General features: G+C 31.5%; 24 protein-coding genes. 17 read left to right on the top strand and 7 right to left on the bottom strand.

Features of this window, described 5'->3' with window-relative positions; genetic code table 11:
• On the bottom strand, positions 1-1,038 hold the full coding sequence (locus AXG55_RS08380; RefSeq protein ID WP_148697673.1) for a radical SAM protein: 1,038 nt from the start codon (positions 1,036-1,038) through the stop codon (positions 1-3).
• A 12-nt stretch (positions 1,039-1,050) separates the two neighbouring features.
• Positions 1,051-1,713 carry a hypothetical protein gene (locus AXG55_RS08385; RefSeq protein ID WP_148697674.1) on the bottom strand — a complete coding sequence of 221 codons (663 nt, stop codon included), beginning with the start codon at positions 1,711-1,713 and terminating at the stop codon, positions 1,051-1,053.
• Positions 1,714-2,093: 380 nt separating this feature from the next.
• On the opposite strand from AXG55_RS08385, the gene AXG55_RS08390 reads away from it, so the two are divergent.
• The 12 genes from AXG55_RS08390 (at position 2,094) to AXG55_RS08445 (ending at position 14,633) form a co-directional block, all read left to right on the top strand.
• Entirely contained in the window at positions 2,094-2,948 is an 855-nt protein-coding gene (locus AXG55_RS08390) for an Rpn family recombination-promoting nuclease/putative transposase (protein WP_233231090.1), read from the top strand.
• A gap of 236 nt (positions 2,949-3,184) precedes the next feature.
• Positions 3,185-3,517 (top strand): DUF2190 family protein, encoded by a 333-nt coding sequence (locus AXG55_RS08395; protein ID WP_233231091.1) that lies wholly within the window; start codon positions 3,185-3,187, stop codon positions 3,515-3,517.
• Between the two features lie 42 nt (positions 3,518-3,559).
• Positions 3,560-4,039, top strand: coding sequence for a hypothetical protein (locus AXG55_RS08400; RefSeq protein ID WP_148697677.1), 480 nt, complete (start codon positions 3,560-3,562; stop codon positions 4,037-4,039).
• Positions 4,026-5,486: a phage tail sheath subtilisin-like domain-containing protein gene (locus AXG55_RS08405; protein ID WP_148697678.1), complete on the top strand. Its 1,461-nt coding sequence runs from the start codon at positions 4,026-4,028 to the stop codon at positions 5,484-5,486. Before AXG55_RS08400 ends, AXG55_RS08405 begins: the two co-directional genes overlap by 14 nt.
• 13 nt (positions 5,487-5,499) lie before the next feature.
• Positions 5,500-5,874, top strand: coding sequence for a phage tail tube protein (locus AXG55_RS08410; protein WP_148697679.1), 375 nt, complete (start codon positions 5,500-5,502; stop codon positions 5,872-5,874).
• Positions 5,871-6,191, top strand: a complete 321-nt coding sequence (locus tag AXG55_RS08415) for a phage tail assembly protein (protein WP_148697680.1) — start codon at positions 5,871-5,873, stop codon at positions 6,189-6,191. The genes AXG55_RS08410 and AXG55_RS08415 overlap by 4 nt, the downstream gene beginning before the upstream one ends.
• Positions 6,192-6,411: 220 nt before the next feature.
• Positions 6,412-7,410, top strand: coding sequence for a hypothetical protein (locus AXG55_RS08420; RefSeq protein ID WP_148697681.1), 999 nt, complete (start codon positions 6,412-6,414; stop codon positions 7,408-7,410).
• A gap of 18 nt (positions 7,411-7,428) precedes the next feature.
• Entirely contained in the window at positions 7,429-8,454 is a 1,026-nt protein-coding gene (locus tag AXG55_RS08425; protein WP_148697682.1) for a hypothetical protein, read from the top strand.
• Positions 8,455-8,469: 15 nt separating this feature from the next.
• Positions 8,470-9,339: a hypothetical protein gene (locus AXG55_RS08430; RefSeq protein WP_148697683.1), complete on the top strand. Its 870-nt coding sequence runs from the start codon at positions 8,470-8,472 to the stop codon at positions 9,337-9,339.
• A gap of 173 nt (positions 9,340-9,512) precedes the next feature.
• A complete protein-coding gene (locus tag AXG55_RS08435; RefSeq protein WP_148697684.1) occupies positions 9,513-12,131 on the top strand; it encodes a hypothetical protein in 2,619 nt (872 codons plus the stop codon).
• A 127-nt stretch (positions 12,132-12,258) separates the two neighbouring features.
• On the top strand, positions 12,259-13,605 hold the full coding sequence (locus tag AXG55_RS08440) for a DNA circularization protein (protein WP_148697685.1): 1,347 nt from the start codon (positions 12,259-12,261) through the stop codon (positions 13,603-13,605).
• Positions 13,602-14,633, top strand: coding sequence for a phage baseplate assembly protein (locus AXG55_RS08445; protein WP_148697686.1), 1,032 nt, complete (start codon positions 13,602-13,604; stop codon positions 14,631-14,633). Before AXG55_RS08440 ends, AXG55_RS08445 begins: the two co-directional genes overlap by 4 nt.
• Before the next feature lie 28 nt (positions 14,634-14,661).
• Here the strand turns inward: AXG55_RS08445 and AXG55_RS08450 are convergent, their stop codons facing one another.
• Entirely contained in the window at positions 14,662-15,087 is a 426-nt protein-coding gene (locus tag AXG55_RS08450; protein ID WP_148697687.1) for a hypothetical protein, read from the bottom strand.
• A 681-nt stretch (positions 15,088-15,768) separates the two neighbouring features.
• Between AXG55_RS08450 and AXG55_RS08455 the strand changes: the two genes are divergently transcribed.
• From AXG55_RS08455 to AXG55_RS08475, 5 genes are read left to right on the top strand one after another with little or no spacing between them, the layout of a single operon-like run.
• Positions 15,769-16,827, top strand: coding sequence for a phage baseplate assembly protein (locus AXG55_RS08455; RefSeq protein WP_148697688.1), 1,059 nt, complete (start codon positions 15,769-15,771; stop codon positions 16,825-16,827).
• A gap of 11 nt (positions 16,828-16,838) precedes the next feature.
• On the top strand, positions 16,839-17,183 hold the full coding sequence (locus AXG55_RS08460; RefSeq protein WP_148697689.1) for a hypothetical protein: 345 nt from the start codon (positions 16,839-16,841) through the stop codon (positions 17,181-17,183).
• Complete coding sequence (locus AXG55_RS08465; RefSeq protein WP_148697690.1) at positions 17,180-17,602, top strand: phage GP46 family protein; 423 nt, start codon at positions 17,180-17,182, stop codon at positions 17,600-17,602. Before AXG55_RS08460 ends, AXG55_RS08465 begins: the two co-directional genes overlap by 4 nt.
• Complete coding sequence (locus tag AXG55_RS08470) at positions 17,602-18,699, top strand: baseplate J/gp47 family protein (protein ID WP_148697691.1); 1,098 nt, start codon at positions 17,602-17,604, stop codon at positions 18,697-18,699. The genes AXG55_RS08465 and AXG55_RS08470 overlap by 1 nt, the downstream gene beginning before the upstream one ends.
• Complete coding sequence (locus AXG55_RS08475) at positions 18,696-19,208, top strand: putative phage tail protein (RefSeq protein WP_148697692.1); 513 nt, start codon at positions 18,696-18,698, stop codon at positions 19,206-19,208. Before AXG55_RS08470 ends, AXG55_RS08475 begins: the two co-directional genes overlap by 4 nt.
• 106 nt (positions 19,209-19,314) lie before the next feature.
• On the opposite strand, the gene AXG55_RS08480 is transcribed toward AXG55_RS08475, so the two are convergent.
• From AXG55_RS08480 to AXG55_RS08495, 4 genes are read right to left on the bottom strand one after another with little or no spacing between them, the layout of a single operon-like run.
• Positions 19,315-19,995, bottom strand: a complete 681-nt coding sequence (locus tag AXG55_RS08480; protein ID WP_148697693.1) for a GNAT family N-acetyltransferase — start codon at positions 19,993-19,995, stop codon at positions 19,315-19,317.
• A 14-nt stretch (positions 19,996-20,009) separates the two neighbouring features.
• Positions 20,010-20,555, bottom strand: a complete 546-nt coding sequence (locus AXG55_RS08485) for a hypothetical protein (RefSeq protein ID WP_148697694.1) — start codon at positions 20,553-20,555, stop codon at positions 20,010-20,012.
• On the bottom strand, positions 20,552-20,980 hold the full coding sequence (locus AXG55_RS08490; RefSeq protein ID WP_148697695.1) for a D-Ala-D-Ala carboxypeptidase family metallohydrolase: 429 nt from the start codon (positions 20,978-20,980) through the stop codon (positions 20,552-20,554). The genes AXG55_RS08485 and AXG55_RS08490 overlap by 4 nt, the downstream gene beginning before the upstream one ends.
• Positions 20,980-21,357 (bottom strand): hypothetical protein, encoded by a 378-nt coding sequence (locus AXG55_RS08495; RefSeq protein WP_148697696.1) that lies wholly within the window; start codon positions 21,355-21,357, stop codon positions 20,980-20,982. The genes AXG55_RS08490 and AXG55_RS08495 overlap by 1 nt, the downstream gene beginning before the upstream one ends.
• Between the last annotated feature and the right edge of the window lie 202 nt (positions 21,358-21,559).

The raw sequence follows: 21,559 nt of genomic DNA on the forward strand, positions 1-21,559 counted from the left end.
TTAAAAGGAAAGATTATTGATAACATTGCGATCAAAAATTTGCAATGTTATTTTATTCCTATATCTTTCCATAATTTCTTTTTCGTTTCTTTTAACAACTTTCTGAATAGCACTAAAAGCCTCTTTATTTTTATATAAACTCAAGCATGTTTCACAAGGGTGAGTAGAAGATAAAGGTAATGAAATAGAAGGATCTTCTTTTTGGGCTTGTAAGTAAACTTCTTCCACTCCATCTAGGTGTATCCAAATTTTTAGTAAGTCATCTTGCGTATTTTTTAACACATCCATAATAGAACTGTTTGATAAATTTCCTAAATGCAATTCATCTATTTTTTCTAAATGAAGACCACAGCAAGCAATAAGATCTTGAGTTGGCGTAACAGAAAGAACATTTAAAACCGTTCTACAGGCACTTTTATTACTAGGATTAAAACGAGATCTATTTTCGGGATGACTTAATGACGCATTACCATCGGATTCAATCCACACTGTACGTTGAATTAAAATTTTCTTAGCATTATGAAGCTCTATTAATTTTTCATTTTTTAATATAATATTATTTTTTATTTCATCACTTTGATCACATATTTCCATATTTATAACAACAAAAATTCCCGCTTCAGCAGCAGCAAGTGTTCCATTTAAAATGCGCTCAATGGGAACATATTTTTGATGAAATGTTCCCGTACTAAAATTAATTTCTTTTAAGCCACTTTCTTTTGCTTTTTTCATTCTTCTTCTTGCATGTTCTAAAGATATTGCCCAATATCCATTTGTAATACACCTTGTAATTAATCCAAATTTCGTAGCTTGTGCTATATGCTCATCCAATTCGTTACCTAAAGTAAAACATTCTCCACCTGTAAAGCATACCAATTTCATAGTTGGAATTCTTTGCGCCTCATTAATAAGAGATGTGATTTTTTCTTTTGGAATTCGTGTTGTTATTTTAGGGCTGCAAGAAAAACAACAATGATCACATGCAGCCGTACAATGGTGTGTAGTAATTAATGAAAGGGAATGTGGTAATACTAACATTTTATCGTTTCCTTATATTACAAAAGCGGCGATAACTATAAAAACCTCAGCAGCAACAAAGCCCGTCGTCGCTACAACCGCATTTGACGCAACCACAGCATTGGCAACAGCTTCCGCATTTGCATAGACATTTGTATTTACTGCTGCACTGTCATTTAAAGGTGAATTTAAAAAAGAATTCATACTTGGAATACTTTTTAATAAATTTGAACTTTCTTTATCATTTTTAAATTTTTCAAGAGAAATGTATGCTTCTGGATATTTTTCTTTAATATAATTTTGCATAGCAAGTGAATCTACTTTCAATTGATAATAATCAGATGAATTTTTATCAATTTTTTTATTATTTCTTTGAGCGTTACTTATGACAATATTTAATTCAACTTGAATACGGGAAGCTTGATCTTTAAAATATTCGTCTTGTGATAAATTAACTAATTCTTGAGTTGTTTTATCAATATTTACAATACTAGAATTGTCAATTATATTATTATTATAGTTTTTTAAAAATTGCACATAGTCAAAGGTTTTACTTTCTGTCTTTTTTGAAGGAGAAATTATGAGATTTTGTTTTGGTGAAGGTGTTATTGGCTCTGGAATATTTTCAGAATAAGCTTCCAAGTTTGAAATAGCCGCTAAAAAAAGCGCAATAAGACCTATTCTAGAATTTTTCATAAAAAATTTCCTATATTTTATAAGCATATTTATTAAAGATGTATTAGTATGATATTATTTAGATTTTTTTCTGACGTGCTTTTTATAGTGTAATATTTTTTTTAATGCATAAGAATTCACTCTTTAACTCCTTTTAAAAATAGGAAAAGCAATGAGCCCATTGAGATCTATAAAAAAATTTTTGGGTATCTAAAACAAAGAAAAATAATGTCAATTTTTTAGACATAAATTTATCTTCAAATTCTTGATAATTTAAAATGAACTGCATTTCACAACAATGTTCAGTTTCTGATCACCCCCCTTTTTTATTTAAATATTTATATTATCTGTTTCTTTATGAGCTTAAATTTCTTATGTTTTTGTAAATAAAGGAACAAAATTTGGAACAGGAATTAGATTTATTAGATGTTAAAATTGACTATGCTTTTAAACGTATTTTTGGAGAAAATGAAGATATTTTTATTAACTTTACAAATAGTATTTTAAATCAACCACATAATAAAAAAATAAAATCGGTGCAGTTTTTAAATACCGAAGTAAATCAGGAAAGTGCCTTCGACAAAGAAAGCCGCTTCGACGTCTTAGCCCAGCTCAACGATGGCAGCTTTGTAAATATGGAAATGCAAATGTCCTATACCTCGGAATATGAGAAAAGATGCTTATATTATTGGACTAAATTATATGAACAGCAAATGTTTAAAGGGGATCGGTATAAAAATTTACAACCAGCTATTTGTATTAACATTCTTAACTATAAATATTTTAAGGAAAAAGAAAATTATATTACCGAACTACGCGTTGTTGACATAGAAACTAAAAATATTTTTACCCAAGATTTTCAAATTTTTCTTATTGAAGTTCCCAAAGCTTTAAAAGAATCGTATACTGAACTTAGCAAATGGATGCGCTTTTTAAAAGGCGCGAGCAGAGAGGAGATTTTTTCTATGGACAACCCTTTTATCTTAAAAGCACAAGAAAAATTAGAATACCTTAGCCAAGACTTCCAAGCCCGTATTCAATATAATTCCAGACAGAAATATTTGCATGATTATATGTCAGATACCGCTAGTAAATTTGAGGAAGGGATGGAAAAGGGAATTAATATTGGTGTTGAAAAAGGTGAATATAAAAACAAACTAGAAAATGCTAAAAATTTCTTACAACTTGGTGTGTCAATAGACATTATTAGCAAAGCCACAGGCCTCACCAAAGAAGAAATTGAGAAACTCGCATAATCCCACTTTCCCCACCCTTCTGCAAAATTGCAAATTTTAAAACAAAATAATTTTCACCATGTATTTTGACCCTGCTGCTTGTGAACAGCAACAGCCATTTATTTTCTTCCAATTTAAATGAAATAAAAATAATTTATAAAAGGATATGTTTGAAACTTTAAAAATAAATTTTTGTTGTCAATTTCATTATTTTTTTGGCTTCAGCTTATCTTTTTATGCCACAAAGGAAACAGCGCATGAGAATTAGCAATTATATTTCTCCTTCCGACATTATTCTTGCCAAGCCACCTTACGATGTGACAGCAGGACAGCTTTTTAACATTGAAAAACTTGTTTTAGTGGCCATGACAGATGGTCAAAGCAAATGGCCTATTAGTGCCTACACACAGGGTTGTTTTGAATTTGCAGTTACAGGCGAAGTGAAAGCAGGCTCCCCTGTTTATTACCTCGACGGCAGCTTAACCACAGATTCCAGCGATGAAAAAGCCATTCCTTGTGGCGTGGCTTACTCCCAAGTAAACGGCCTAATTTGGGAAGTGATGTTAATGAACATGCCAAAACACGCCTAAAAATAAATAAACACTCTGTTACTTTTATTAGAAAGATAACATATGCCACATAGACGTGATGAAATTAAAAACATAATTCACAGTTTATTATTCAAAAAAACCATTGCAGGTGAAAATATATTTACACCTTATATCCCTGCTCAAGACATAGAAATGAATAATAAATTAGCAGTTGGAATTCATTGTTTAAAAGAAACTGTAGAGCAAACATACGGCAATATTAATTATAAAAGAAAAGCGGAATTTAAAATTAGCATTATTTCTCCGCACATTCAAAATGCCGAAAATCAAACAGATGTCTTAACGAAACAAATTGAAACAGAAATTGCAAATTTTAAAACAAAGGAATTTGAATTCACCTATGTTGGCATGGAGGCACAAGAGTTTCACGAACAGAAAACCTTGAATCACATTATCACTTCACTGTTATTTTTTGTTACGTATGAAACTTACGAAAACACAAATAACGAATTAGACGACTTACTCATAACACATATTGAGGTACAAAATGGTATCATTTAATGAAATTGGACACTCCCGTTTGCCATGGATGTGGGTTGAATTTGACAATTCTTTAGCAGTTAAATCAACACCACAATGGAAAACATTAATTTTAGGAACAAAAAAACTCAAAGGCTCAGCCGAATTTGAAAAACCATATTTGGTAACATCGACTTCTTCCGCTGTAGAGTTATTTGGTGAAAATTCCTTGCTACATACGCAAATTGAATCTTATAAGGCCAATGACTCCCTTAACGAAACATGGGCTTATGCATTTCCACGTTCCAATACCGTAGCCCCTGCTGTGGGTAAATTACGCATTCATGTTAAAAATGGCATTGCCGAAAGCAGCCAATACGAAGGTAATTTTGAAATTAATATTGGGGGCACAGTGCTTTCAGTGGCGGCAGCAAAAACCGGTGAAGCGACAAGAAAAGCCATTGCCGATGCCATTAAAGCAAATACAGAACTTGGTCTCAGCGCCGAAGTAGAAAAAATAGGCGAAGAACACTTTGTCAAACTGACTTCACTGCACGCCGAAGATTTTTACGACAACACCTATTTAGGAATTGAAAAATGTCCCGCAGGATATGAAGTGCAAGTGACACCTTTTTCAAGCGGTGTGAACACCTTTAATTTCAAAAAATTATTTGAAGTCATGGGCGATGAAAAATTCAATTGCCTTGTGTGCCCTTTCACAGAAACACAAATTTTAAAATCTTTGTCCGACGAAATGGACAAACGTTGGGGTGCGCAAACACAAAATGATGGATTTGTCTGTCTCACAACAAATAGCAATCCTCAAAATGCCATTTCCATGGGACAAAATCTCAATTCACAATGTATGACATTGTTTAGTTCCTTTGGCATTCCCGATAGCACATCGAAAATTAATGCGGCTATTGCAGGACAAATTTCACGCAGTGCTTCCATTGACCCTGCCATGCCTTTGCAAACATTACCTTTACGCGGCATTCACGCGCCTTGCCTTGGCAAAAGAACCCGTTTTGAAGAACGTAACACATTATTAAACAATGGCATTTCCACTTTAACGTGCGTGGCAAATTTAGTGCAAATTGAACGCGCCTTAACCACATACAAAAAAGGAAAATCGGGATTAAATGATGAAAGTTACCTTTCCTTAGAACACGTTTTAACTCTCTCTTACATTCGTAACGATTTCAGAAATTATTTTTGGAATAAATACGCACGCTATAAATTAGCCGACGATGGCACTCATTTTAGAGCGGGACAAAAAGTCATGACACCTAAGCTTGCTAAAGCCGAAGCCATTTCACGCTTTAACGAATGGGAAGCCGATGGCCTTGTGCAAAATGCCGCCGACTTTACCAAAAATTTAATTGTAGAACGTAACACACAAAACAGAAACCGTCTGGATTTCTTGTTACCTCCTACAGTTATGAGTCAACTTGTTCAAGTTGCAGCGCAAATTCAATTTAGAATATAAAGGATATTAAACAATGAGCAATAATATTAAAGGTGGCCGCATTACATTTCGTATAGATGGAAAATCTTACGACTGCTTGGGCGATTTCAAATACGGCATTGGCGCCGACAAACGTGAATCCATCGTGGGAACAAGTGGCGTCATTGGTTACTCCACCATTGCACAAATTCCCTTTATTGAAGGTGACATTGTCAAAGGTCATTTATTAAGCGGCATTGATCTCTCCGAAATTGATGGCTCCACCATCACTCTCGATCTCGCCGACGGCACCACATTTGCACTGTACAATGCTTGGTGTGTCAACGACAAAGGCATGGAATTAGAAACAAAACAAGGCAAAATTACCCTTAGGTTTGAAGGCACTAAAGGCTTGGAGATTGGCGCATGAGTTTAACGACAAAAGAACCTAAAGAAGAAAAAAAAGCAAAGGTGAAATACGCAAAAGTTATTAAGTTAACAAAACCTTTAAAAGACCTCGACGAAACCATCACCGAACTCAAGTTTGTCGAAATGACTTTAGACGACATTATGGACTACAGCATTACAGACTTGCAAAAAAATAAAGTAATTCTTTCCCTCACCGCAAGTTTAACCGGCAATCGCGTGGAAGTGATTAAAAAAATGTGCTTTGCCGATTACTTTAAATGCATTGAGGTCATAACCAATTTTTTTATGAGTTCCCAAGCAACTTCAGACAACTCTTAATGGGGTTGGCTTATCATCTGCATTGGCAACCCCATGCGCTCTTGCAGATGAACGCCAAGCAACTCAAATTTTGGGTGACAGAACTGCACGAATATTTTGAAAAAGAATAACATAAATTATTTAATATGAAACTTCTTTAAAATTTAAAAAACACTTCACAGCATACTTAATTGTTTACTTAATTAAGTATGTTCTCTTTTCTCGAAAATTGGAGAACTTTATGTCCGACGCGGCAATTAAATTGACTGAAAATATGGTTCTTACCGAAGATATTTTAAAAGCCATTCACAAACAAATATTAGATGGCAAAACAGAAACCAGCCTTACCCTTCCCCGTGAAGCCGATTTAAAAACCGAAATGGATAAAAAAATTGCCGCCCTTATGCTTGATTCCAAAAAAAGCGCCGACAATTTAAAAAAAGAATTAGATAAAGTAAAATTAAACATTAGCCAATTTGCAAAAAACCTCGACATTGAAAAAAGAATTCGAAAACTCGACAACTTCAATGGCAAAGACAAAGACGACATTGTTTCCGCCTTTCAACAATTTAATGAAAATCATTTCATATTAATTGATAAATTTTATTCCGGTTTAGACTCCCTTGAAAAAAATTATTTATTGCAAGATAAACGCTTTACCGAAATTTTAAATGCCTATGGGTTGTATTCCATAAAAAGCAATAACGACTTGCGAACAAAAGTGGATGGTACTTTAACCTCTTCTCTTGAAACCATGAACACAACTTTAGATCAACAAAAAAATCATAATCATGATGGGAAATATGCTCCTGTTCAGCACACTCACGATGAATATTCTAGGCAAGTGACAAGGCATTTTCATAGAAATCTAGGAGGTGCACATGAGATTTACAATGTAAATGTATCCATTCCTTTTGGTGGGAAAATGCTGCAAAGTGGAACATCGCCCTGGAGCAGTGATAATACAATTTATACTTGTCCAGAAGATGCTATTTATCAGTTTCAAATTTATTTTACAGGATGTAGCAACAGTAGTAATAATTGTATTAAATCAGTATTAAATAATAAAGATCATAAAAATAATATTCAATATATTAATTCAAATTGGAGTTCACATCATATATTATACTGCGATGAAATGAAAAAAAACGACAAACTTTCTTTTCAAGTTATATCGACCAATCTAATTATTATTAATTATTACCAAATCTTCACCGTAGTCACCTACTGGCCTAAATAATATCAAGGAAAAAAATAAATGGATAAAATTCAAGGCGCCACAGCAACACGTGACCGAAAATTTACCAAAGGTATAACAACCACAGGTTCCGACGGCACAATTGTTTCAGCCGAATGGTTAAACAATGTGCAGGAAGAAATTTGTAACGTCATTGCGGCCGAAAAAATTCAGCTCGATGAAGGCAATGTTCATCAATTAAATACGGCAATTAATAAAAAAATAGAGACGTTAAAAAGTAACACTCAAGTTCAATTGTCGGGCTTAAGTACAGAGCTTGAAAAATGGAAAATACAAATTAACAATACCATTTTAACTTTAGCCAAGGAACAAGAACTTAAAAATTTAAAAGTCTCTACAGATATAGACAAAACAAACTTACTCAGTTTATTTGAAATATTAAATAAATTTAATAACGAATTTGTCACAAAAATTTCTGAAATTATTGAAAATTTGCAAAGAGATTATAACCTCCAAGACAACCGCTTTACCGAAATATTTAATGCTTATGCTGCTTATATTATTAAAAATATGTCGGGAAAATTAAATGAGTCTACTTTTCATAATTTTGTAGAAAAAAACTTTAATAGCTTTGTCGAAAATGTTTTTAAACCACACAAACATCCTGAGTATGAAGTTAAAAAAGGGTATTTTTTTGATCAAAAGCCCCTTCATCTTAAAAATGCAGACCTAAGTTCTAAAAAAATTGAATTTTCAGATATAAACTGTAAAAATTTTCAAATTATAAAAACCTGTCATGCGCACAATTTATTAAGAGCAAAAGAATCTGGTTTTTACAATATTACCATTCGTATTTCAGAAGTAAATTATGAAAAATTGGAAAACCTAAAACTTGCATTTGCCACCATAAGCAATGGATTGTTAGTTATTTTAAATAATTATGAATTTATTAAAGACAATAAAAACTCTTATATAAATTATTCCTTTGTAAATTTAATTCAAGAAAAGCAGGAAATATTTTTTAATATTTTTTCTACTCAAAATTTGTACGTAAAATATTATGCTGTAAAAATTGCAGATATTTAAATAAGGAATTAAAGCATGCCACTAACCACGACAAATCGAGACAATACCCTTGCCTACTGGTGGGGTCTAGAGGAACATAAAAATACTTTAATAAAATGGCAAAAAGAAAATACAAGGGAAGTTTTAATTGCAAATAGATCGAGAGTATATTCAAATAGGCAAGAAATTATAAATGGAATTATAAAAGTCTCTAGTTGTGCAAGTGAAATTCAATATAATAATATAGTAATGTCATCTTTATCACATAGCAATCAAAATGTTGTAGAGAATTTTCAAAAATTCATTCAACTTAATTTACCTCATTCAGTATTTATTGAATGGCTAAAGAAGCATCCTCATAGTAATGATTCTCATGCTAGTTGCAGAAGTCAGCCAATTACTTTAGCAACTTATTATCAAACAAATCATAGCACTATTCCCTTCATCCCCGAATATGTCACGCTCCCCGATATTTCAAGTATACAAGTTAGTGAATTGAAAGAAGCAATCACCCCAATTTCGTCATCAAAAAAAATATTTACTATATATAAAATTAATGAAAGTCATACTTTTACAAAACAATTGACTCACTTTAACTTTTCTACTCTTAATACTGTAAAAGACTATACCTATAAAGGAAAAATATTAAATAACAATATTACAAAGGAAGACTGTGATAAATATTATATAAAAACAACCACTCCAAATAAAAAAGTTTATGCCAGACAAAAATATAGTGTTTCACAATTGCTTGAAGTTTTAAAACACCCCTTTTACGACGACAACACTCCCCTCAGTGAATTTTTTGTCGTCGCCGACTATATGCTAGAAGGTTGTTACGATGACTACTATCCAGAACCTGGCGATGTTGTACTAGAAATTACGATTACTGCAAATTCAAAATAATAATTATAATATTTTTTAAATCCCCTCTTTACTATTCATAATAAATTATAAGTTTTTGCAAAAATAAAAAAATTAATTTTAATTAAGAGTAAAATAAAATTTTAATTTTGAAAAATAAGAATTGTTTTTCATCATAAAATAAAATTTAATAATTTTAAATTAGGAAAATAATCGTGAGCCAAATTTCACAAAATACAATTGAGCAAAAAAAAGTTGAAATAGTAAATATTTCATTAAATTTAAATAAAATTCAGACAAATTTCTTATCTACCATGAGTTCATTTGAATTTTTGGAAAACAGCGTTCTACAATTTACAGAGGCAATAGCTAAAAGTACAGCATCTCTTCAGAAATTTGCGAAGCAATGGCAAGGAATACCATTAAAAAATAATTCTAATTCATTAAATAAACATGCGGAAGGCAAAGAACACAGTATTGAAATTGCCATATTCAAATTATCTGAAAAAATGGTACAAGGACACGATAAATTAAATCAAACCTTACAGAATATTTCAGGTAATGAAAGCTCTTCCAGTGAAAATTTTTTAAAAAATATTTTTAGCAGTTATTTAAAAGGAGGCGATACTCAAAAAAATATTTCACTTGCCATGCAGGGTGCCAATATTGATGACAAAAAAAATAATGAAATGCGTTCCTTTATTGAGAAAATAGCCAATCAAGCAGGGGTAACACACGGTGATGCATCGCAAATTGTTTTACAAACAATTCAAAAAAATACGCAACTCAGGGAAGAAAATTCATTTGAAAATAAGATAAAAAGTTTAGAAAAGCTCATCGATCCTGCTATAAAGTTGAGTCAAGTACAAAATCTGAGCTATAAAGAAGCACAAGAGTTGCTTGCAAAATATCATGCCTTTACAAAACAAGGTCATACAGAAAATAATATTGACAAAAGCATTTATGCCTTTCAGGAGCAATTCCCAAACCTAAATCAAGTAAACAGAGAGCAGTTAGCACAACAAACAGGAAAAGTCGCCGCGGGCTCAGGAATTCCAATTACGGATTACCATGCTATTCTTGGCAAGCTGCACAGTGCTGGTGTTCCCTTAACAGAAATAGCCCAATCTATGGAGAGCATCAGTTTAGGATTATTGCCCTTAAATAAACAGCAACAAGCAAATATAATAAATAACAAAGTACCAGTAACACCACAACTGCTGACTGTAGCACAACAAAATCTAACTCCTAAACAAGTTGCGGGACAGGAAAAATCTTTACAAAGTTTAGGCATAGATAAATTGCAATTATTTTCTGAAACAGGCCAGGTAAATATGGCTTATTTTGTAGAAAAAATTCAGCAAAGTTTGCAACAAATGCCAAAGGCTGCGGTGGAAAAAAATCTAAATCAGATAATGCCACAAAAAAGTGTGGAGTCTATTTTATTACTAACACAAGGTGCAAATGAGCAAAATAGTTTTCAAAATATTTATAAACAATTGCAAGTAAAAGAATCGGAAAAGTCTTTAGATAAAGCATATGATACTCACGTAAACACCAATGAGGCAAAGTGGGATACCTTACTATCGCAGGTAGAAAGTTTAAAGGAAAAGTCTTTTAACCAAGGTATTGAAAAAGTGGCAAACTCAGGAATTGATCATGCCACAAAATTATTTGAAAAATTAAATTCTCTGGATGGAACCATATTGACTGTGGGAGCGAGCCTTCTTGCGGTATTGTCAGCCATTTTAGCTGGTTTTGCTATAAAAAAAGGAGTGTCGGAAGGGTTTAAAAAAATATTTGGCAAGGAAGAAAAAGAAACAGGATCTCATGCTTTGTTTCATAAATCTGTATTGATATTTGCTAAAGCGGTAAATAAATTCTCTGGAAATTCATCATTCAAAAAAGGAAAATACTCTCTTCCTAATAAAACAAAATCAAGAAAAATATTTGATAAAATTAAAAGTCCCATAAAAAAATTACCGGGCTTAAGAATGCTTTCAAAAGCTTCGGGTGCTATGGGAGGAATTAAAAATTCTTTTGCCAAGAAATTTCCAAAATTTAAAAACCCTTTAAATTCCGGTGGTGGCAGTAAGGCAGGATCTTTTTTAAGTAAATTAAAGAATCCATTAGGTATGGTTACGAAAATATTACCACATTTAGGGTCAATTTTTAGAGTTATTGGAAATATTGCAAAAGTGGTCCTTCGCGTTGTTTCAAGATTAATTCCGGGATTAGGTTGGATTCTATTAATTGGTGATGTACTCATAAACCATTGGGATACAATTATGTCCTATTTACCAGAATCCTTTCAAAAAACCATAAATAATGCTCTGAATTATTGTAAAGAAAAATTATTGAACTTGTGGGAAAACACAAAAAGCTTTTTAGGTTTTGGGTCTAAAAAAGGAGAGCCTGTTGCCTTACCACCGAAGCAACCTGCGCCTGCGGTTCCTGAAATTTCGTTGCCCCAAGGCCCTGTGCCACCCAAATTATTAGCAAATGAAACCATGCCGTTAGGCAAAGCCACAGTGCCACCGCTCATGCCAATTTTACCTATGGAAGCAAAGCCCCTGCCCTTGGGACCTGTCGTGCCGCACAGTGAAAATTCGTTAAATTTAAATATCCCAAAACAGCACGAAGCTATGCCTGTGCCACATCAAAAATTAACTTCTGTCCGAGGGAAAGACATGAGTCCTTATCAAGAAAATGCAAAAAATCATATTGTGGTCGATTTTAAAAATACGCCTAAAGGAACAGCGGTCATTGCCAAAGCAAATCATAATACAAAAATAGATTGCCATATGGGATATAACAATTTGGCCTACGAATAAAATAACAAGACAAATTTTGCAAAAATAAATTCTATGAAATGAAATTTAATTTAAAAAAATGAATTTAAGTCTATTTTCAAAATTATTTTTTGAAAAGGACTTAAATAAATTGAGGAGAATATTATAAATGAACAGTTTAAAAAGTTGGGTGCAGAATTTAAAAAAGGCCAGTTTTAAAGGAATTCCTTTTGAAGTGGAATCGCATCAGAGTGAATTTGGCCGCCGCATTGTTTCTCATTCTTTTCCTTATAAAGACAAACCTTATAATGAAGATTTAGGAAAAAAGCAGCGTTCTCTCCAAATTACAGGGTTTTTAGTAGGGGACAATTATTTTGCCAAAAGAGACAAACTCATTGAAGCTGTAGAAAAAGGCAAAAGTGGGGAATTAATTCATCCCTATTTAGGTTCGATGGAAGTCGAATGTGCTAGCATTTCTGTTTCCGAATCCCATACAAAAGGACGCTTTTGTTCTATTCAATTTACCTTTTTAGAAACAGGGACTCAGCTCCCTTTAAAAGTAACAGAAAATAAAATTGCGAAAGTATTTTCGGCTTGTGCCCAGTTAACAGAGAAATCACAAAAATCTTTTGAAAATAAATTTTCTGCGCTTAATGCTTCTTCAAAATATCTGCATAAAATGCAAGATGCTATAAAGTCGAGCATGAGTGGTATTAAAAATGCTGAAAAATTTGTCTCGTCCGTAACACAATTGGCAACGGATTTAAGCTATGTGGTACGTAATGTGAACAGTTCCATTCATAAAACAACAATGTTTACAGGTAACATCAGTTCATTAATTTATGGTGCTTTTTGTGCTTTAGACTCTTGTATAAAAGGATCGTTAAGTGATAAAAATAAAAAAGCCATGGCGAAATTAATTCCGACGTATGCTATGCCCGGAATGTTTCAAATGCTATTTAAAAATGATCATAAAAACGATTCCGCTACCTATACAAAAGTGCAACTTGCGGAGCAGTCTTACAAAAAAATTCTTGCCTATAAAAGCATGTTTAAAATGCGGCTGTTTTTTTTAATGCAAAATAGAAAAAGATCACCCGATGAAATAAAAGTCGATCAAAATATTTATGAGCTTGAAATATTAATTAAAATTTTTACCATTTGCGCTTGGTGTGAAATGGTAACAACAGCAACTTTTTTAAGTGTCAATGACATCAATAAAGCACGTGATGACATTGCCGAAGCCATTGATAGCCTCATGCACAATAAAACCATTGATGATGAAGTTTACGACATGCTGTACCAATTACGCTCTCGTATTTATGACAATTTAAACTCCATTGCCAATAAATTACCTGTTATTTACAAAGTGAAAATACGATATCGCCAAACACTTTTAAATTTTTGTTTTGAACAGTTTGGGAACTTAGATAAGGAAAATGAAATTTTATATTTAAATAATATTAAAAATCCAGAATATTTATTTAAAGGACAAATATTAAAGGTGATCGCATGATTCAATTAAAAGCAAATGGCAAAATTTTTGAAGGCTGGCTCACCGCTCATGTCACACGCTCTCTTGCGGCAATAAGTGGGAGCTTTGAAATTTCCTACACCGACCGCTGGAGCGGACAAGGTGAAAAATGGCAATTAAAAGCAGGAGATGAATGCGAATTAAGCTATAAAGGTCAGCCTATTATTAAAGGTTATATTGATGCCATTTCCACCAGTTATACGGGAACATCACGTTCCCTTTCGGTACGAGGCCGCGATAAAACCGGCGATCTTGTCGACTCCAGCAATTTATCTGACGCCAAAGAATTTAAAGGAAAATCCTTAAAGGACATGGCCAGCACCTTGGCATCTCCCTTTGGCGTTTCCGTGGCCGCACGCTGCTCCGGTGCCAGTGCTCCCATCGAAAAAGTAAGCATTCAACAAAACGAAACAGTTTGGGAAACCATCGATAGACTTGCGAAATACCAAGGTGTGTTAGCCTACCCCGACGCCAAAGGAGGACTTATTTTAAATGAAGTGAGCTCCGAAGTCAGTGAATCCCTTGTGGAAGGCGAAAATATTTTATCGTGTAGTGTTGAACAAAACGAAACAGAAAAGTTTAATACCTACATGGTGATTGCGAGCACTAGCGATCCCGACGAAAAACACAAAACCGCTATTGCTAAAGTAACAGATAGCAGCGTCAAACGCCCGCGCTTAAAAACTCTGCTCACCCACAAAGCCATTACAAAAGACGAAGCCCTCGAAAGAGCAAAATGGGAAATGGCGCAAAAAATTTCAAAGTCGTTAAATATAAATATCTCCTGCAGTGATTGGATTCATAGCCGTAAAAAAATTTGGGAAATAAATAGTATTGTTTCTGTTAAAGCCCCTGCTTGCGGTGTAAATGGATTATTTTTAATAGAAGAAACGAAATTCGTTTGCGATGAAAATGGTTTAAAAACAGAATTAAAATTAGTGCTTAAAGAAGCTTATAAACCCAAACCCGATCGCAGTAAGGAAACATTAGGTGAATTTGGTGGGGTTTGAGTAGCTCTGATTGCCTTTTAAACCAAAATCAAACCCTGGGTTCTTTACTCAAAAAATATTTTTTAACTGTCTTTCCTAAAAAAATCTTTCCTTTGCAATCGCGCCGTTGATGTGGAATTTCTTTTTCATTAAATATTTTCGAGCAATTTTTATAACTTATTTCAAATAATTGAGCGAGATCCTTTAATTTGTATTCCGCATGATCGCTCAGTACGTCTACAAGCTTTGGATTGACTTCGGCAGTCACCTCTTCTTCCTGAGGCAACAGATTCAAAATTCCTGTTTTAGCAAATTTATAACTGGCTTGAATTTGCATAAGAAGGGCTTCCTGCTGCTGCTGTATTATTTGTTTGCTTTCATTAACGACTTTTTTATTTTGGGAAATAACCTTAATTAAAAAATCCTTAGGTATATCTTTTTCAATAGCTTCTATGAGTAGATCGTGCATATCCATTGCAATCCTTCAAAATATATATGTTATAAAAAAAATTTAATAATAAAAAATAAATCATCCTTAATTTATTTTTTATTAAGTAAAAATAAAATGCGCTAAAATTTAGCGCGACAATAAATCAAATAAAAAAGTCCTCCTGTTTAGAAAATAAAAAACATTTAAATACTAATTCATAAAATTAAGTTTAATATTAATGATTTTTTTAAAATATTTAAAAAAATCAAAAAAGCAATACATAAGTAAAATTAAATTGTCAAATAATAAACAATAATTATTAAAGTTATTACTAAAATATTGTTATAATAATTGAATACAATAAATTTAAATTAAATTTAAATTATAAAGTAATTTAAACAAATAAGACTTTTAAAAAAAGGGAAATTATATTAAAAAATACTACCTTAAAAATCTTTAAATTTAAAGTAAAAAATTAATTTAAAAAAATATGAAATGAGAAAGCAAATATATTTAAATTATAATTTAAAAGTCAGTTTTTTAGACTACCAAATTAATTTTTTGAGGGGTAAAATTAAAAATTGCAAATTTTAAAACAAAAAAAAATATTTTATTTAAGATGGCTTTCGCCCAAAATGAAATTGTATCACTTTTAGGCAAAATAAATAAATAAAAAAATATCTGTTTATTTACAATACTTTATATTTTTAAAATGGATGCCTTAACATGCAGCAATTAATACAGGCCATGGTAAATCCTATTGCCCGAAAACTTAATCTCATCATTTCAAAATGCACAATTAAAATGGTGGACGATAAAACCAAAACACAAACCATACAATCTGAAATTATTACAGGTGAAATTCGAGAAAAAATAGAGCGGTGGCAAGAGTATGGCTATACCAGCCACCCTCCCTTAGAAAGTGAAGGACTTTGTGTTTTTTTAGGAGGAGAGCGCGATAGAGGATACATTATTGCCACGGAAAATAAAAAAACACGAAAAAATGAGATAAAAGAAGGTGAAGTCTGCATTTATACAAATGAAAAAGATTTTCTTCATTTTCAAAACAAAAATAAAGTTTTATTAAAAACCCATGAATATACTATTGAAGATAAAAAAAGTTTTATCCGAAGTGAAGAACTTATAGATATCATCACCAAAGATTTTAAAATCAAAGATGAAAATTTATACATTACATCGGATAAATTGATTGATACAAAAACAAAAGATTATAACATCAAAGATGAGAATTTTAAGTTAGAATCGGAAAAACTTATCGATATTAAGACAAAAGACTTCAATATCAAAGATGAGAATCTAAAAATTGATTCGGAAAAACTTATCGATTTCAAAACAAAAGATTTTAATATCAAGGATGAGAATTTTAAGTTAGATTCGGAGAAACTTATCGATTTCAAAACAAAAGACTTCAATATTAAAAATGAAAATATAAAAATCGAGTCCGATAAAAGTACAGATATTAAAACAAAAGAATTCAATATCAAAGATGAGAATCTAAAAATTGATTCGGAAAAACTTATCGATATTAAAACAAAAGAATTCAATATTAAAAATGAAAAATTAAGCATTAATTCCAGTAACTCAACCGAAATTAAAACACAAAAATTTTCGGTTTCAAACGGCGGTGCCGAATTAATAGATATTCTTTCTAAAACATTAGAAGCATTAGTTCAAGCAAATGTAACAACATTAGCAGGTGCTATGCCTTTAAATAATGCTGCAATTTTTGCAGAATTAAAAATAAAAATTGAAACATTTAAATAACAAGGAGTCTTATGTCAACCGGAAAGCAATTAGGTTCAGAATTATGGCAAGTGGTAAATACTGTCAGCAATAAAAAAGACAGCGAATATATTTGGCAAAAAATTGGTGAAACCATTGTAAAGCATATTAATAATCAGGTTATTTCTTTGTTGAGAGAAAGCATTTCTCCACATAAAAGTAATTCTTTATGGCAAACAATGAAAAACTTCAAAGATAAAAAAGAAGGTGAACAATATTGGCAAAAAATTGGTGAAGACATTGTAAATCACCTTATAAGTCAGGCTTTGGTTTTACAAAGTGAAGTAGCAGCAACAGAAAATGGCACTTCTGTTTCCGAAAAAGGAAAATTAACATGAAAGACATTTCTTTTATTTATGATAAAAAACAACGCTGCTTCGATTTAAATATGCTGGGTTCCGAAATTCAATTTGAAGAGACCTTGCAAACAGGAGTTTCCCTTTCTCTCTTTACCGATGCAAAGGTTGACGAATTTGAAATTCCTGACGGAAAAGAAAACAGAGGATTTTGGGCCGATGTCTTAGATGGAGAAAATACAGGATCAAAGCTTTGGCTCATATTAAGAAGTAAAAATAAAATAGATGTTCCAAAAAGTGCGGAAGAGTACTGTAAAAAAGCATTATTTTGGCTTATTGAAGATAAATTAGTTGACAATATTGATTGCACTGCAAAAATTGAAAAAAATAATTTAATTATTAATATTATTATTCATCATAATAACATCACATCACATTTTAAATATGAGGTAAAACCATAATGGCCTATCAACGTCCTGCCCTTCTTGAAATCATTAAAAATATTGAAGCGGATATCTATGCACGATTTAATAATGATGCCAGCACCGCTCGCTTTTCCGTGAATAAAGTATTATCCCGCGTTATAGGTGGTGCTTGTCACCTTTTATACGGTAAAATTGACTATGCTATGAAACAACTTTTGCCTGACACCTGCGATGAGTATTTTTTAAAACGCTGGGCTTTAATGTACCGGGTAGAGCAAAAACCCGCAACAAAATCTTATGGAAAAGCTATATTTGAAGGGATAAATGGGGCACAAATTCCCGCTTATTCACAATGGGAAACGGCTGACAATTTTATTTTTCAAACGACAGAAAAAGGAAAAATTGAAAACGGTAAGGCTGTGGTTGCCATTTGTGCCATGAATGATGGTGCTATTGGAAATTTACCTAAGGGAATAGAATTAAAACCAGTTACTCCTATTTCTTCCATTAAAAAAGCAATTATTGATGAAAGCGGAACACACAGTGGTTCTGATGTAGAAAGCCTAGATGAGTTTAGGGAACGAGTTTTATTTCGCATTTGCAATCCTGTTTCCGCAGGAACCAAAGAAGATTATGAAAATTGGTTATTAGAAATTCCGGGCGTTACAAGAGCTTGGTGCTATCGAAATTATCCAGAAAAAGGCAGCGTTGGCTTAGCCTTTTTACGCGACAATGATGCGGAACAAATTCCTAACGCCGAACAAAACGAAGAAGTCAAAGAAAATATATTGCAAAAATGCCCTATTATCACTGAAATTGAAATGATCACTTTAAAAAAAGTTCCTATGAATTTTCATTTGTATGTCCCAAATAGTAATGTTATTTCTAAAGAATACCTTGAAAAAATATTTATTAAAGTGATTAAAGAAAATGGCTCGCCACAAACTTTATTAGAAGTATTTAAATTTGAAGAAGCTCTTAGGGCTGAAAATATTAAATTTAAATTAAAAATGGACAATGTCGACTTAAAGAAAATTAACTGCGATGTGAAAACCAACGATAAACAAATACATACCTTTGGATCACTCACCTTAACATCAAATGCTTCTTTATTTGAGGATATGAATTCGTGAAATATAATGAAATATTATTATCTTTAATTCCCAAAGGATTATTATGGGAAGGAGAAAATTTTTTAAAATTAATGAATGGTATTTCTTGTATTTTCGATCGCATTTCAAATGATATTAATGCCATTTATGACGAATGCCTTCCTATCAGTTCAAAATTATTAATTGATGAATGGGAGAAGCTTTTTAATATCAAAAATAAAAATAAAAGCATCTCAGAACGGCAGAAGTATGCTGCCGCCATTATGTGTGCCTCTGGTGGAAATACCGATGAGTTTTTTATTTCAATAGCAAAAATATTTGATAAAAATGTTCATTTGGTAAAAAACTCGGACAATATCGATTTTATTGCAAGTAAGTCAAAAGCAGGGCATTCTTTAGGAGTTGAAAAAATTCCTAAATTCACAGCCATTTTTGTATTTAATATAGAAGAAAATCAAGATTGCATTAACATTTTAGAAAAATTTAAACCCGCTCACTTGCATTTTATATATCGCTTTCGTAAAAATTAATTTCATGATATAAAAGGAGGGCGTTCACAGATTATGAACGCCCTCCTTTTTTTTTAAATTAGAAATAATTTTTCAAATCAATTTTAAAAATATGCAATATGAAATTCTATGACAGACTGGAACGCACCAACTTATTCAAAAGTTTATTTGCATTCCCCTCAGAGTTTTGAAATAATTTTTTAGAGAATTCAACCATTCCTGAACGAAACAAAAAAGCTTTTTTTAAATCTTCGTTTAAAAAATGAGAAATCCACACAATATTGCCATATTCAGGATTTATTTCGAGTGACGTCACATAAAAATCTTTTTTAATTTTTGCTTTATAAATAAGATGATTTGCTGCTACAAAACAACTGACAACCTGAGAAAATCCCATATGATGTGCATAATGAAGTATTTTATTTAAATAATCCATATAAATTCCTTGACGTCTATAATCTTTATGCACAACGGCATGCCTCATATAGTAAATATCGGCGCTTTCTTGCTCACTGCGAAAAAGCGCAATAATCTGGCCATTATCCTTCACAACTAAATTATTTTCAATCTTTAAAGAAGAATTCATTATGTTTAAATTCTTTCTTTTTTGCAGTTGTGAATTATTTAATAGTCCTTCTCGATCAAAATTAATTTCTTCAGGATATTGATTAAAAAAATCGTTATAATAAATATTCCAATATTCTTCAATATCGACTTTTTCAACAGAATATTTATTTAACAAGCCATTTTTAAAAACCTCATTAAATATACTTTCGTTCTCTTTATCCATTTCACTTTTAAAATTCATGATTTTCCTTTCCCTTAAAAAGACAGCCTGTAAAAAGCGCCTATTTCTGCTAAATTATTTCTTGATGCCAAATGATGTTCATATGATGTAAAAATCCAAAACGAATTTGTCATTTTAAAGCTCACTTTACCACCAATGCTGATATTAGTTTGAAAATTTTGTTGTGTTGAAAAATTTGCAAAAGAATAAATATATTTTAAATACAAATCCATATTCAAAAACTCATTATTTTTTTGCATCCTCATGTTTTCAATAAAATGAATATTATCAATATTTTTAAAATTTTTTTCTTTCGCATTTTTAATGGAAAGTAGGTTTTGCATATAAACACTTTCTTCAATTTTTACTGTACCATCTGGTTTTTTTAAAGTTTTTTTAATGACAATCTGATTCTTTTTAGCATTTAAATTATTTAATTCTTTTTGAATTTCATTTTTTATATGATTATGATTTAACTCTTTTTGAAATTGTATATCATGATAAGATTTTTTTGACTCGTAAAAAACACCACAAAAAAAAGAGCATATAATACCAATTATAAATAAGATATAAATATTCATAAGTCATTTATCTGAAAGAATTTTTTTCGATTTTTTACTCCATTCCAACTCACATGCACCCAACCTGCATGTAAATTATTTTTATTATAATATTCTAAAATAAGTTGGTCAAAATCAAATTTGTCTTTTATATATTCATACAATTGAAAATTATTCATCCCTGCAACTTTGATATCTGCTGCTTTCCCTTCTAAGTGCTGACTATTTGAAACACCGCCTACTTTTTTATTTAATTCGAAACTACGAAAACCTGAAAGAATTATTATTTTTTCTTGAAGCATCTCTCGCAAGGGCTCTAATAAATTTTTACAAATGAGTTTTAAATTTTCAATTTGCTCTTCATTAGGACTATTTTCAATATTAAATTTTTTTGCCATTTCGGACTTCGTAAATTCTAACAATGTAAAATGAGGACTCAAGTGCATTATCGTACTTTACTTTCTATTTTATTTAATCGTCTTTCATGATCCTTAACATCTTTTTTTACTTCTGATAAAGATTGTTTTATATCAATATTTTGTTCCTTTAATTGCAAAATAGAACCATTGCTAATTGATAATTCTTTTGTAAATTCTCCCATTTGTTTTAACATTCCTTCCCAGCGTGCCGTCATAGAATCTATGTAGATTTTTTGGCTATCATCTTCATTAAATTTAAACATTAAAAATATATTTAATGATGATAAACCTGCAATTAAAAAAATACTTAACCCCATTAATACAAAAGGAGCCGTATCTTTTTTTCCCAATCCCCTTACAATAGAACTTGTCACTCCTGCTGCCTCATTTTTAAATTCATCCATAAAAATCCTTCTCAAAAAAAATCCCAATTTAATTCATAATGGATTTTGTGGCACATCGTTTTAAAATTTGCTGAATTTAATATTTATTATTTTTTTAAACTATTTTTTTTGTTTTCCTTGTTTTCTTGAGATTTCTCTCATTTTCCCATGAAATAGGAAAACAAAATAATAAAAATTTGAATAAATTCATGGAATAAAAAAT

The sequence above is a fragment of the Silvanigrella aquatica genome (assembly GCF_001907975.1).
Lineage (GTDB): Bacteria > Bdellovibrionota_B > Oligoflexia > Silvanigrellales > Silvanigrellaceae > Silvanigrella > Silvanigrella aquatica.